Origin of the sequence: Agarilytica rhodophyticola (assembly GCF_002157225.2) — a bacterium.
Lineage (GTDB): Bacteria > Pseudomonadota > Gammaproteobacteria > Pseudomonadales > Cellvibrionaceae > Agarilytica > Agarilytica rhodophyticola.
The window spans coordinates 6,107,350-6,120,994 of the sequence record NZ_CP020038.1 but is presented as its reverse complement, the minus strand read 5'-3'; the positions used below and the strand labels follow the sequence as shown (position 1 = coordinate 6,120,994).

14 protein-coding genes are annotated in these 13,645 nt (G+C 40.0%); 2 read left to right on the top strand and 12 right to left on the bottom strand.

The window, feature by feature from the left end:
- Nucleotides 1-3 precede the first annotated feature (3 nt).
- From BVC89_RS25280 to zigA, 12 genes are all read right to left on the bottom strand, one after another.
- Nucleotides 4-711 carry an AHH domain-containing protein gene (locus BVC89_RS25280; protein ID WP_086933879.1) on the bottom strand — a complete coding sequence of 236 codons (708 nt, stop codon included), beginning with the start codon at nt 709-711 and terminating at the stop codon, nt 4-6.
- A 245-nt stretch (nt 712-956) separates the two neighbouring features.
- Entirely contained in the window at nt 957-2,654 is a 1,698-nt protein-coding gene (locus BVC89_RS25275) for a protein adenylyltransferase SelO (protein WP_086933878.1), read from the bottom strand.
- 142 nt (nt 2,655-2,796) lie between these two features.
- Nucleotides 2,797-3,699, bottom strand: coding sequence for an aspartoacylase (locus tag BVC89_RS25270; RefSeq protein WP_086933877.1), 903 nt, complete (start codon nt 3,697-3,699; stop codon nt 2,797-2,799).
- An 81-nt stretch (nt 3,700-3,780) separates the two neighbouring features.
- Complete coding sequence (locus BVC89_RS25265; RefSeq protein ID WP_086933876.1) at nt 3,781-3,999, bottom strand: hypothetical protein; 219 nt, start codon at nt 3,997-3,999, stop codon at nt 3,781-3,783.
- Nucleotides 3,996-6,002: a threonine--tRNA ligase gene (gene thrS, locus BVC89_RS25260; protein ID WP_086933875.1), complete on the bottom strand. Its 2,007-nt coding sequence runs from the start codon at nt 6,000-6,002 to the stop codon at nt 3,996-3,998. The genes BVC89_RS25265 and thrS overlap by 4 nt, the downstream gene beginning before the upstream one ends.
- Before the next feature lie 102 nt (nt 6,003-6,104).
- Nucleotides 6,105-6,530: a TraR/DksA C4-type zinc finger protein gene (locus BVC89_RS25255; RefSeq protein WP_086933874.1), complete on the bottom strand. Its 426-nt coding sequence runs from the start codon at nt 6,528-6,530 to the stop codon at nt 6,105-6,107.
- A 2-nt stretch (nt 6,531-6,532) separates the two neighbouring features.
- Nucleotides 6,533-7,438 (bottom strand): GTP cyclohydrolase FolE2, encoded by a 906-nt coding sequence (folE2, locus tag BVC89_RS25250; protein ID WP_173780742.1) that lies wholly within the window; start codon nt 7,436-7,438, stop codon nt 6,533-6,535.
- A gap of 37 nt (nt 7,439-7,475) precedes the next feature.
- The gene (locus BVC89_RS25245) at nt 7,476-8,813 is read right to left on the bottom strand and encodes a dihydroorotase (RefSeq protein ID WP_086933872.1); all 1,338 of its coding nucleotides are present in this window, start codon (nt 8,811-8,813) and stop codon (nt 7,476-7,478) included.
- Complete coding sequence (locus BVC89_RS29970) at nt 8,813-8,962, bottom strand: hypothetical protein (protein WP_158658120.1); 150 nt, start codon at nt 8,960-8,962, stop codon at nt 8,813-8,815. Before BVC89_RS29970 ends, BVC89_RS25245 begins: the two co-directional genes overlap by 1 nt.
- 13 nt (nt 8,963-8,975) lie before the next feature.
- Nucleotides 8,976-9,434: a Fur family transcriptional regulator gene (locus BVC89_RS25240; RefSeq protein WP_086933871.1), complete on the bottom strand. Its 459-nt coding sequence runs from the start codon at nt 9,432-9,434 to the stop codon at nt 8,976-8,978.
- A 4-nt stretch (nt 9,435-9,438) separates the two neighbouring features.
- Entirely contained in the window at nt 9,439-10,047 is a 609-nt protein-coding gene (locus tag BVC89_RS25235; protein WP_086933870.1) for a ZrgA family zinc uptake protein, read from the bottom strand.
- A gap of 13 nt (nt 10,048-10,060) precedes the next feature.
- Entirely contained in the window at nt 10,061-11,263 is a 1,203-nt protein-coding gene (gene zigA / locus BVC89_RS25230; RefSeq protein ID WP_086933869.1) for a zinc metallochaperone GTPase ZigA, read from the bottom strand.
- A gap of 968 nt (nt 11,264-12,231) precedes the next feature.
- Between zigA and BVC89_RS25225 the strand changes: the two genes are divergently transcribed.
- Nucleotides 12,232-12,633, top strand: a complete 402-nt coding sequence (locus BVC89_RS25225) for an MAPEG family protein (protein WP_086933868.1) — start codon at nt 12,232-12,234, stop codon at nt 12,631-12,633.
- 98 nt (nt 12,634-12,731) lie between these two features.
- Complete coding sequence (locus BVC89_RS25220; protein WP_158658119.1) at nt 12,732-13,604, top strand: hypothetical protein; 873 nt, start codon at nt 12,732-12,734, stop codon at nt 13,602-13,604.
- The last annotated feature ends 41 nt before the right edge of the window (nt 13,605-13,645 follow it).

Sequence of the window (13,645 nt, the reverse complement as noted above, 5' to 3'; positions counted from 1 at the left end):
GGCTTATTTCCTTCTCGCTTCGTCTGGTAACGCATTTCGTGTTAGTAAGTCAGCAACCATGCGAAGCTGCATTCTAATTAAATGCTCACTTGTTCGTATCATTATCATTCTTGCCAGCCATTGCTCATAGCCTTTAGTATGATACTCCAAGTGTCCTTTTGCTTCAGGCATTGACCAGTGAGGCGTGAATTTTTTATACATAGGCAACCATACTCCATTGTCAGGATCATTTATACGTATACCGTGAAAGTGCAAATGGACTCTCAATGTATAGGAGTTTGGGGTCTTTCCTATTCCTGGTGCTAGATGGTGTGGAGCATGTTGTGAACTTGGCTTAGGTCTCCCGTCTGCGATAAGCATTTTAGCTAAAACACTAGTCGGGTGATGTGCTTCTTTAATTAAAGCTTGTTGTTTTTTGCGAACCTCGGAGTAAGGCCCCTGTGTAGCGTTCTTGCCTTCTTCTCTGTACTTGTCTAAGCCTGCTTGTATCTGTGCATAGCTTTCAGCATTCATTCTTTGATGCTCCAAAAATCGTTTAGCGCTATCTAGTTCTTTTTGTCGCTTATTTCGTATGTCCGGCGGCAGTTTGTCTATTTCCAGTTGTTTTTTAAAGTACTCATCAGCTTTGCGTTGATATTCGTTAATCGCCTTATCAAGGGGCGTCATTTCATGATATTTAAGCTCTGTACGCTGTCCTTGGATAAATTCCATACTTGGCACCTGACATTATTAATTGGTATTAAAGCATCGATTAAATGCCATGGATGATAGCAGTATTGCTGAGGAGTAAAGATTAAAAAAATGACAAAACAGCGTTAAGTTGGAAAGGGGTTAACCATCACATATGAAAAGCTAGGCAATAACTCAAAGCCCAAAAAACTAGATAAACGTAAGTAAATAGTCAAATAAACGTTAGTCGTGACTACCTAACTACTTAGGTGGCCAACGCAATGTCCTTAAGAGGAGCAACTATAGTGCGATACGCCACCAGCATAAAAATACTCTTTAGGTTTTAAGCGGTAGTATTTGTTTTCTATTTCTAGGGATTGCTCATCGTAAGGATGGCTAAGTACTTCTTGCAGCTCTCTGACCAGTGTGTAATCACCTCGCATGGCTTGCTGGTAGGCGGGCACCACTAGCCACTCACGCCATGTATATTTAGGGTTTGTTCGTTTCATTTTTGTAGCGACTTCAGCTAAATCGCCATCGATGAGGTCGCGCCAACTTTTTAGCCACGCTTGCCATTGCTCGTCGAGTTGTTGTGAAGTGTTAACGTAGAAGCTCTTTTTTAGCTTTGAGATATCGTCGGGTATATGGGATAGCTCGCGGAAGAACATGGTGTAATCCACTTCAGCACGGCTCATTAGCTCTAGTAATTTCGTCGTTAGTTTTTCGTTATATTTATCCAAGCCAAGTTTGGCTGCCCACATATTTTGAATCTGGTTTTTCATTTCTTCTGCGAAGCCGCGGCGTACTTCATCAAATTGCTCTAAAGCTTCAGCATTCTCGGCAAGAAGCGGTCGTAGCGCTGTCCAAAACATATGAAAATTTGCTTCTGCTGCGGCCGGTTGGTTGAAAAATGAAAAGTGTTTACCTCCGCCAGTCCACGGTTGAAACTCAACATCAAAGATTTCACAAAAACCGAATGGGCCGTAGTCAAGTGTGAAGCCCCCAGCGGCACAGTTGTCACTGTTGAAATTGCCTTGGCAGTAGCCGACACGAAGCCAACTGGCTACCAATGCAGTAAGGCGCTGACAAAATAATTTTGCTAATTCAATTAATTGATCTGTGAAAGAAAGTTTTTGATTAATGTCATTAAGGTATTCTCTTTCAATTAAATGCGCCGCTATCATGCGTAACTCTTCCTTGGCTTTTGCATGAGCATTACTGCGAGTGCGACGAGCAAATAATTCTAGCTGGCCAACGCGTAAAAAAGAGGGAGCTACGCGGGTAGAAATTGCCACTGGATTATCCACCAATATATCCGGGTCAGTAGAGCTGGAATCATGAGAATACCAAGGTCGAGTAACGGTCTCAGATTTTGAAACATACAATATTAAAGAGCGCGATGTGGGAACGCCTAAGGCATGCATATACTCTTGAGCTAGAAACTCCCGCACACTCGAGCGCAGCACTGCGCGCCCATCGGCACCGCGACAATAAGGAGTGGGGCCGCCACCTTTCAACTGCATTTCCCAGCGCTGACCATTAATTACGGCTTCAAATATAGATATTGCCCGGCCATCGCCGTAGCCATTGCCTGTGCCAAAAGGACATTGTTGTGTGTATTCTGTACCGTAGATTGATAGCGCATAGCCGGTTGCCCAGCCAACCTGGCGCATAGGAGCGCGTGCAGCTGAAATATCGCCAGAAAATATCCGGCGAAATTCATCATTTAGCGCTAGTTCATCGCTAAAACCAAGTTCATTAAAAAAGCTACTGCTATGAGTTAAATATTCTGGTTTTGTAAGTGGCGTTGGTGTTACTGGTACGAAATGACCGGAAAACACTTGGCGTGCGCGGTGTTCATCGCCATCGTTCTTAGCATCAGGGTCGGGGTTTAGGCTATCCATCAGAGAGTAATCCGCCAGCTGCACAAAATCATCGAAAGTAGTGACATAAGATTTGGCGGAAGATTTAGATGGAAGTGTCATTATTGTAAAAACCTATAATTGATATTGATATTGGCTAGTAAACACCCACATCGGAGTTGTCTTATCGACACCACTGTAGCTTGGATGAAGTCTATATTTTGGGTACGCGTATAGATACGTTTATATAAACAATCTGGCTTTATTATTGATCGTTGTCAGCAAGAATAATGTCAACTTTCTCCATAAAGCTCAGGCCGATATTCTGATCGTAGTAAGCGGCTTCATTAATAAAAGCCCCGTAAACCGTTGTGTCACCTTCATAAGGGATGGTTTCTCCTGACAAGGTGATAAATAACGGGTCTCCAGGCTTGATTGCATGGTAATCCTTATTTTGTAAATTAGGATGAACCATGGCAGTGATATCGCCCTCTGTATTTTCCGGTAAGGGGATTTTTTCAATAAATTGATAACCAGCCATCTGCTTTGGTAAAGCTATTGTCTGTCCTGAATTCGTTTTTTCTATATAGTCCAATGCATGCATTACCGCGGTATGTGTTTCAGAATATATCTCGTGGTTCAGCAAACCTTGGGCGATTGGTCCCACTTCAATTAGCAGGCCACTTAGACGTCCCATCGATGTTAAAAAATTATCTTGTAAACGATCACTGGGTTCATAAAACAAGTTGGCATGAGGCATCTTTTGCTTTATGTAAAATGCCATTCCTATGATAAGCGGGTCGTTTGCATTGAAGATAATTGACATACCCATATTGGCAGTGGTGGTATGCATATCGATAATGAAATCTACTCGAGGGTCTTCTTTGGGGCCTAGAATTTCGTTGAGTGACTTTGCGCGTTGCTGTTCACAACCCTTTAGCTCTGGGTTTTTAAGATCCTGAAGATTGAATTGTCGATTTAAATCTTGGTCGATATAGCGTCTTACTTCTTTATTAGCCGCCGGGTTTGCGAAGTGCAACTCCGTCGAAAAGCTATCACGCTTAACTTCATTCGGGCTCGAGAGCCAGTGTTTAATAAGATATACGCCGGTTAATTCGTTGCCGTGTGTCCCGCCTGTAATTGCAACATGTTTTATCGAATCAATCATATAAAACCTATGTACTGGAAGAGCAAATAGTAAGTGCCACAGTACGTAGCACTTCAGAATCACATTTATTGGGGCGTAGTATTACACATTTTTTTGTGCCTGCATAAACCAAGCGAGTACTTGCTGAAGATACTGTCTGCCATAAAGCTTCACAAATTGTTGGGTGTAGTAGTCGCGGTCGTCTTGCAGGGCTGATATCCGCTCTGAGATATACTTGGGTGTCAGCTCTAGGCCACATTCGACAATAATACAATGCCGCCACTGTTCGTAGGTTTCAGGGATAATGGAAGAGTTATTCATTTTTGCTCACTGCTATTGGTATGCTTTGTTTTTAAAGCCTGTATTAACGCTTCAATCGATTGCTTCTGATCAATAACATCAGGCGGTTTGCAGGCTTGCCTTAAATAATCTACTGCGCTTTCAATATCGTCAAAACTCATCTGTTTTCCATCAAGTAAACGTAAATTCACCCGATTAGTTTCAACTTCATTGGCACCAACAATTACCATAAATGGTGTTTTTTGTAGGGTTTGCTGGCGGATTTTATAACCAATTTTTTCTTTGCTATTGTCGGATTCTACTCTTATTCCGCTAGCTTCAAAGACATTTACCAAACCGGTGGCATAATCATTGAATGTTTCTGAAATGGTTAACACGCTAACCTGCACCGGACTTAGCCATGCAGGTAACTTGCCAGTGAAATGCTCAATTAATATGCCAGTGAAGCGCTCGAGTGAACCGAATAAAGCTCGGTGTAGCATGACGGGTGTTTGGCGCTCACCTTTCTCGTCTACATATTCAAGTTCGAATCTAGAGGGCAAATTCATATCAACTTGCAAGGTGCCGCACTGCCAGTCGCGGCCAATCGCATCTCTTAAGACAAATTCCAGTTTTGGTCCGTAGAACGCGCCTTCTCCTTGGTTTAATTTATAGTCCAATTTTAGCGCTTGTAGCGAGTCAACCAGAGCTGCTTCTAATATATCCCAGGTTTTATCGTCACCCATACGATTTTCGGGGCGAGTGGATAGTTTAATACTCACATCGCCGAAACCAAGTTGCTTGTATATGTCCAGAACCAAACGAATGATCTTCGTACATTCATCCAACATTTGATCTCTTGTACAATAAATATGAGCATCATCTTGAGTAAAGTGGCGCACTCGGAGTAATCCATGGAGTGATCCAGAAAGTTCATAGCGATGGACTTTCCCAAACTCCGCCATACGAATGGGCAAATCGCGGTAGCTTTTTAAACCGTGGTTGTACATCAATACACTACCAGGACAATTCATTGGTTTAAGTGCCAATGTTTTTTCGTCGGGGGTATCCGTTGTGTACATATGATCGTGATAATTTTGCCAGTGACCAGATTTTTCCCATAAATTTCTATCCATCATATCAGGCGTATTAACTTCGGTATAACCTGCTTGCCGTTGGCGGCGGCGCATGTATTCGATTAGTTGTTGAAACAGTGTCCAGCCTTTTGGGTGCCAAAAAACAGCACCTGTTGCCTCCTCATTAAAGTGGAAAAGGTTTAACTCTTTGCCTAACCGCCGGTGGTCACGTTTTTCTGCTTCTTCGAGCATGTTTAAGTGTGAGCGTAAATCTTTTTTGTTCGCCCATGCGGTTCCATAAATTCGTTGCAGCTGTTCGTTCTTAGAATCCCCACGCCAATAGGCGCCGGAAATTTTAGTAAGCTTCATGTGTTCTAAGAAGCGTGTATTCGGCACGTGAGGGCCGCGGCACATATCTATATATTCTTCGTGAAAGTATAAGGCCATTTGCTCTTCATCAGGCATATCATTGACAAGTTGCAGCTTGTAATTTTCTTGTCGTGACTCGAATGTTTCGATTACTTTAGTGCGCGGTGTAACTTGTTTGATAACGTCATAATGCTTAGCAATCAGTTGTTTCATTCGCTCTTCGATTGCTGTTAAATCCTCGGCGGTAAATGGCCTTTCATAAGCGATATCATAGTAGAAGCCATTTTCTATTACAGGTCCTATCACCATCTTCGCAGTAGGATAAAGCTGCTTCACTGCGTGCCCAACAAGATGGGCACAGGAGTGCCGAATGATTTCTACTCCTTCTGTATCACGCGAAGTGATGATGCGTATATTGGCATTCTCATAGATTAGGTCACAAGCATCGACGAGTTTGTTGTTTACTTCTCCTGCGATAGTGCTTTTAGCCAGGCCAGGGCCAATACTCAAAGCAATGTCCATGACTGAAACGCCAGCGGGGAATTCTCGTTGTGAGCCGTCAGGTAATGTGATTGTTATTTCTTGTGTGTTTTGCAACATAATTTTTTAACTTTTATTTCTTTTGTTTTTATACATCACTGCAGTTTACTGTGTGCACTTACACTAATCTTAGATATAAATACATTTTTACAATTGATAAGACTAACCGTTGTAGTGATTCTCTTTTATTTCTTTTAGTGTTTTTACTTCTGCACAGTATTCGGCAGTAGGCCTTGCTAATAAGCGCGGAATGCCTATCGGTTCTCCAGATTCCAGGCAGTATCCATATTCACCTAAACGAATACGCTCGAGGGATTGCTGAATTTTGGGCAAAAGTTTTTGTTCTCGCTCGACAATACGAAGTGCGATATTGGATTGTTCCTCACAGGACGCACGATCGCTTGGATCGCTAAAATCCATTGGGCTAACCATTTGATCTTTTGCTTCCTGAATCCGTACACATGTTGACTTGTGTAAATCCAACAATTTTTGCCGAAAGAATCCAAGCTGTTCTTTATTCATGTACTCGGATTCAGGGGCATTAATTATTTCTTCTTCAGTTAGTGAACAAGGCTTTGATGTATTCATAGTTAATAACTGCCGGAATGTTTTTGATCAATTACTACCGCGTTGTGTGCATGTAAGCTTTCTTGGTGTTCCACTTTAAACCAATAGTTGTCTACAGATTTCATTTTTTCAAGTGCTAGTTTAATTCGCCTAGCTGCATCCTCACAAAACATTAAATTTTCTGCGTTTAGACGGGCAAACTCTTGTTCATCCACACGCTTTACAGCCGTTTGTACCGGAGTGCCGATAACTTCCTCCAATTGGAAAATAAGTGAAGAGAAACTTGGCCAATCGTTGTTTGCCAATGAAAGGCGAATATAGGCATAAGAGCGTTGACTATGGGGGGTCGCAACCGAGCCTGCAGAGGATTGTATCCAGTCAATCAAATCGGCTTTCTGAATTGATGCATCCACAAATTTCGAATTAACTGCATCTGCATATAACTGACGAGCGAGAGATGCAGAACAGGGGCAGGTGCTGGAATATGGTATTGATAACTCAAATTCACAAGAAAAATCTTTGTCTCTCTTTTCTGCTTTTATTGTAACAGGGTAAGATTGAAACCCGCTTTCTTTACTCAATAAAGCAGGCTTTTTCAGCAGTGCATCAAATGAAAGTTCTATTTTTGCTGCTTGTCCAATATTACTTTGCGAATTAATCATTTCACTGAGCAACTTCTCAATTATATGCTTGTTACATTCACGTTCTGCAAGTTGATTGATTGCGTTGTGTAGCCGTGACATATGTATGCCTTTTACTTCTGGCTGCTCCAGGCTGACATATACCTTGGCTTTAGCTGCAATAGTTTGTAGATTTCCATTTTGCAAACTTATGGTGATAGGTACTGCGATATCTTCCATGCCCACCCATTGTAGCATCGAGGGTGTCTCCGCATTTGAATCTGAAGTCACATCTGGTAAAGCGCGCATTAACAAAGGGATTTCTCCTTTTTTTGGTAGAAGATATTTATCGGTTAAATTCAAGTCGCATCGATGATGCCGGTTTACTACTTATATTTTGGCCATCAAAAACTTGCTGACCATTAACCCATGTATATTGTATGTTCGAAGAAAATTTATAATCATTAAATGGCGTCCAAGCACAGTGGTAATGAACATTATCGTCGCTGACTACAGTAGACCTTTCTGTATTGACTAATACTAAATCAGCGTAATATCCCTCACGAATAAATCCTCGCTCTTTTACTCCATACCGTAAAGCTGGATTGTGAGCAGTTTTTTCAACCACCTGTTCCAAACTTAACCGCTTATGTTTAACGTGCTCAAATAAACTTAATATTGCGTGCTCTACTAAAGGCAAACCTGCGGGGGCATGGTTATAGTCCGTTTGTTTTTCTGCTAATGTATGAGGAGCATGATCCGTAGCAATAATATCAATCTGATTATTCTGTACAGCTTTAATTAAAGCATCCCGATCCGTTGATGATTTGATCGCTGGGTTGCACTTAATCAAATTACCTAAGCGAGGGTAGTCTTGATCAGAGAACCAAAGGTGATGAACACAGGCTTCGGCGGTGATATGTTTATTTCCTATTGCACCACTTGTAAATAAACTTAATTCCTTTTCGGTCGTAATATGCAGTACATGTAACTGACTTTGGTATTTTTTAGCGAGACTCACGGCATAAGAAGAGGAGGCATAACATGCTGCCGTATCTCGGATAATTGGATGATCCAATATTGTAGGGGTAAGCCCTTGGTTTTTGATTCGCTCAAGATTATCATTAATAACAGGTGTACTTTCGCAATGAGTAACAATGAGGGTAGGGCTTTCACGAAAGATAGCATCCAATGCTTCAGGATGTTCAACCAGCAAATCGCCAGTGGATGCTCCCATAAACACCTTTACACCACAATGTAATTTAGGGTCGAGCTGTTTAATTTGCTCGATATTATCTTCCGTTGCTCCTAAGTAAAAAGAGTAATTTGCCATCGATTTTTTTGAAGCAATTTTAAACTTTGCTTCCAAGGCTTCAATCGAAGTGGTCGCAGGGCTAACATTGGGCATTTCCATATAGCTTGTTATGCCACCTGCAACAGCAGCGCGGGACTCACTTTCGATCGTCCCTTTATGTGTTAAACCAGGCTCACGGAAATGTACTTGGTCGTCGATCATGCCAGGTAGTAAATGTAGACCGTTAGCATCTATAACATGATCTTTATCAGTGGCTAAAATTTCCTTATTAATATAATCTATACGTTGACCTTTGATCCGCAGATCACTTTCGATGATTTTTCCGTCGTTAACAATTTGCGCATTTTTTATAAGTGTAGACTGTCTCATTAAAGCGTTTTCCTAAAAACAAATGCCTGCTGATATTCTTTGTTCACGAGCTTTAAATAAATGTAATTAAAGCTATCTGCTGGGCAATCAGCATCAACAGTCTCTAAGTTAACTAATTTTTTTAATTGCTCAAGGTAGATATATTTCATTTGAACTCTTTACTCAGGACTTTTTCATGCATTCTTCACATATGCAGTTCATCTCAAGTTGTGAACTTACTAGATGGAAGCCCGTATCGTTAACATTTTCCTTAATCGATTCCATAAGTGATCTGTTTATACTTATTTCCTTAACTTTTTGACACTGACCGCAAATTAAAAATTGTGATTCGGCATGGGTATGTTCGCTACAGATATTTTCACAAGCGACATATTTATTAGTCGATGATAGTTTATGAACTAAATCTTCTGCTATTAAGAATTCTAGAATTCGGTACATCGACATAGCAGGTAAGGTTTCACCTAACTCAGTTTTGAAAGCCTCTACTAGTTCATATGCTGAAAGAGCTTTACTCGACTTAACTAGCAGCGACAGTGCCAGCCTCCTTTTTTCGGTTAAACGCGAGCCTTTTTCTTTACAGCGTCGTTCTGCGTGATCTATAACTCGTTTAACAGCGTCCATTCTTCTATATCAACGAGATTGTAATTTTATTAGAAGACAATGTTACTGCACCTTGCTTGATTTCTGTTACCCACATTGCATCAATTTTCTCAATGCTATGAAATTTTTTAAATAATGCAACTGAAACAGAGGTTAATTTGGTAATATCGTTACAAGCAAATCGGTAGTGAGCAGATATTTCACTGTGACTGCTCTCCTCGTGATGTTCTGTCGCGTGATCATGATGTTCGTGAGAGTGGTGATGATCTTCGTGTTCGCTGTGTTCAGCCTCTTCTTTATGTTCGCCAGCAATAATACTGGATATATCAACTTCTATTTTTTCTGGTTGGCAGGCGGTTCCAACGAATGAAAATAATTGTGTTGGCGCACTTAAAATTGTTTCTGCCTGTATTACTAACTTTTTTTCCTTTTCTGATTTCGCTGCATATTCAAAGCCTACTAAATTTGCCGCGGGTGTTTCGAAATGAACTTCTAGTATGTTGTTTTCTAGAGCTAAAGTAAGCGTAGCTAATCCATGTGTATGGGGTTCTTGAGTATTCGATCGAGCGATTTCTGATACCATTAGCAGGCATGAAAAGAGTAAAATAATTAAATAAAACGATTGGGGTTTCATGCTTGTCTTACTCCTATTGAGCCCATGCTGGAAATGGGTCTTTCAATGTCGTCCAATATTCTTTACCACGCAATACTTCTTCTTCGCTTAAGAGGCATTCATCAAGTTTTTGTATAATGCTGACTTTATCTAGTCCCTGACCAATAAATACTAACTCCTGGCGCATATCACCAAAGGGTTCTACCCACTGCTTTTCGATAGAAGCAAGATATTCTTTATCTTGTGGCCAGTTTTCTTTGGGTACGGCTTTCCAAAACATTCCTGCAAAACCGTAGCGAGCGATGCCGCCAGCTTGGCTCCACTGACCAGCAAACTGAGGTCGAGAAGCTAACCAGAAGTAACCTTTGGAACGTATTAACTTTCCATATTGTTGAGTATTATGTAAGAAGTTGTGAAATTTTTCTGGATGGAAAGGACGCCGTGCTAGATAGCTGAAGCTGGCAATTCCATATTCTTCCGTTTCAGGAACATGCTCGCCGCGCATTTCTTTAAGCCAGCCAGGAGCTTGCTGGGCATTTTCAAAATTAAATAAACCTGTGTTAAGCACTTCGTCAATATTGACTTCTCCTTGAGAAATCGGAAGTATTTTCGCATGTGTATTCAACGTTTTTAGAATAGCGGTTAAGCGCTCCACATCAGAACGTGAAGCCAAGTCGGTTTTACTTATAAGAATAACGTCGGCAAATTCAACCTGATCCACAAGTAAATCTGCAACACTACGTTCATCTTCCTCACCCAAGGACTCATCCGTATCCTGTAAATATTTTGCCCTTTCATAATCTTCTAGGAAGTTGACAGCATCTACTACTGTCACCATAGTGTCTAAATTGGCGACTTCAGACAGTGAGACGCCGTTTTCATCGGCAAAGGTAAAAGTTTCTGCGACGGGTAAAGGTTCTGAGATGCCTGTTGATTCAATAACCAGGTAATCGAAGCGATCAGCTTCAGCAAGCTTAGTGACTTCCTCTAATAGGTCTTCTCGAAGTGTGCAGCATATACAGCCATTACTCATTTCTACAAGCTTTTCTTCGCTGCGGTTTAGCGATACCTCATTCTGTACTATCGCTGAATCAATATTGATTTCACTCATATCATTTACAATCACAGCGACTTTTTTGCCTTCTCGGTTGTTTAAGATATGGCTTAGTACAGTAGTCTTACCGGCTCCAAGAAAGCCAGAAAGTACAGTGACTGGGAGTCTGTTTATGTGTGTCATTCGCTTCTATACCCTGGTTGCTCTCCATCCTTGGTAAGTTTAATAGTAGAAACCCAAAATTATGATATGTTACAACGTATCATTAACTTTTGGAAGCTATATACATAACTTAAAAAACGACGAGTTTTTTGCTGATACCTATACAACTATCTGAATTTATTGAGTTTTTTCGCCAGAAGGGGCTAAGGCTAATAGGCAGATAAATTGAGGTAAACGATCTTTATTAGACATGACTTAGTGAGAATGCTGTCTTTACGGTATGGCCTCGCCAATGACATTACGTCAGTTGCTTTTCATCTTCTCTTACTAAGTCGCTATAAGAACTAGTACTATCTTATGTATGCTCTTAAACCTTTTTAGATTTAATTTACAAGCACGAAAAGTGATATTGAAAACTCTCGCTTAAATCCCTGATAACAGTAAGAGTTTCATAAGGTTTTTTTATCAAAGAGGTCTCTTGTGCTTTTCTTCTTTGTTCTACATGTAAAACAAACTTACAAGCACAAAAATTACATTACTTTTGCATTATTTTTTAATAGACCTTAAAAATCTATCGACTTAGCAGATATAAAAAAATAACTTTAGACTAATGATTAATCCTATAAATAGCATTTTTATACAGGCGGCAACCAATACCAGTCTTAAAGGCATTGCGGCGGTAGAGATGACAATTACTGAGGCTTCAGAGATTTGTAAAGGTGCAGACTAAAGCATTAATTCTTTCCTCCAAATTCGATAGTGAAGTCTACTCTTAGAATACATAAAATATTAAGAGAATAAATATTATTTGAATGGAATGAAAAAAAAGATAGGGGTATTATAGTTTCAAATGAGCGATTATTAGCCTGAGGTTACTTGTTGCTGGCTCAGGGCTGTATTAATGGCTCAGGGCTGTATTACTAGCTCAAAGCCGTTGGTTATTCTATCAAAGCTGTATTTAGTAATTCTATCGATAGTAAGGAGTAACAGTGTTATATCCAATGTTTGCTATGATGCTGCTAACAATCTTTGTTGGTGTAGTTACGTTGTTTATTCGCGTAAAAAGTGTTAAATCCCGTCAAGTCAAACCCCAAGCATACAGTTTAATGGATGCCGAAAGCTACCCTGAAGCTGTGATAAAAAGTACACGTAATTTTAATAATCAATTTGAAGTACCTGTACTGCTCTATGTTGGCTGTTTGGCGTATATGGTGTTAGATATTTCTAGTGCTCTCGGTTTGTTTTTCGCTTGGTCTTTTGTAGCTTTGCGTATAGTGCACTCATTTATCCATATTACCTATAATCATTTGCTCCATCGGGTTGTGGCTTTTTGGACATCGGTTTTTATGGTGTTAGGGTTGTGGTTAACACTAATACTAAATGCAGTATAAAAAAACGTAAATTTTATTGTAGAATAATTTAGTTGTTGCATGATCGATGTCTCGGCAGTCTTTACTCTCTTATTGGCGCAAATGAAACAGTTAAAGCTATGAAAACCACAAATATAATACCTCCATTATTAAGTAGGGCAAATCGTGTGCTATTTGCTGTATTTGTTACTTTATTAATCTCTGTTTGGGGTGTTCTCTCACTGTCATTTTCTATTGATGAATATCGTCAACTGTTGTACCAAGCAACTCGCGAGAGTGGTTTCTATGAATGGTTAACAGTGCTCGCCGGCTTGTGCATTACTGCCGTAGCTTTTATGCATATTAGGAACACCAGAAAAGGCGTTAAGCATATACTTCCCATACCTTTGCTGTGGTTGTTTGCGGCGACAGGTATTTTGGGAAGCCTTGAGGAAATCAGTTGGGGGCAGCATATTTTTGGTTTCGAGAGCACAGGCGTTTTTAAAGAACATAATATGCAAGAAGAGACTAATTTGCATAATTTTGTATCTCAGGAATATGTTAATTTATTGATGCAAGGGAGTGTTTATATTGTTTTTATATTTTTGCCTATTCTCGTGTATCTAAATACAAGACCATTTATAAATTTATTGCCTAATTATCTCTTACGACTAACACCATCACTAAAAACGATAGGTGTTTTTATTATTTCCTGTAGTTTTCAAGATTATTTCCGAAAAGAAACTTTAGTTGATACTAGCTTAGTATGGACTGTCTCATTTCTTTATCTCATTTCTTTAGCCATTAATAGTGGTAAGATAAAACTAGAGGAATGGTTCGTGTGTGTGCTGCTAGTTATCACATTATTGCTAACTGTCATATGTGATCCGATATTTGAATACAATAATATGCAGTACGAAATCCGTGAGCTTTTTATATTGATCGGGTTTTTATTTTGGTTTTTAGAAGTAGGTACACAAGAAAAATATAATGCTATTGATAAACATCAATAGCGACGGCGATGGGTAATTTTTAGTATAAAAAAATGGCTGGA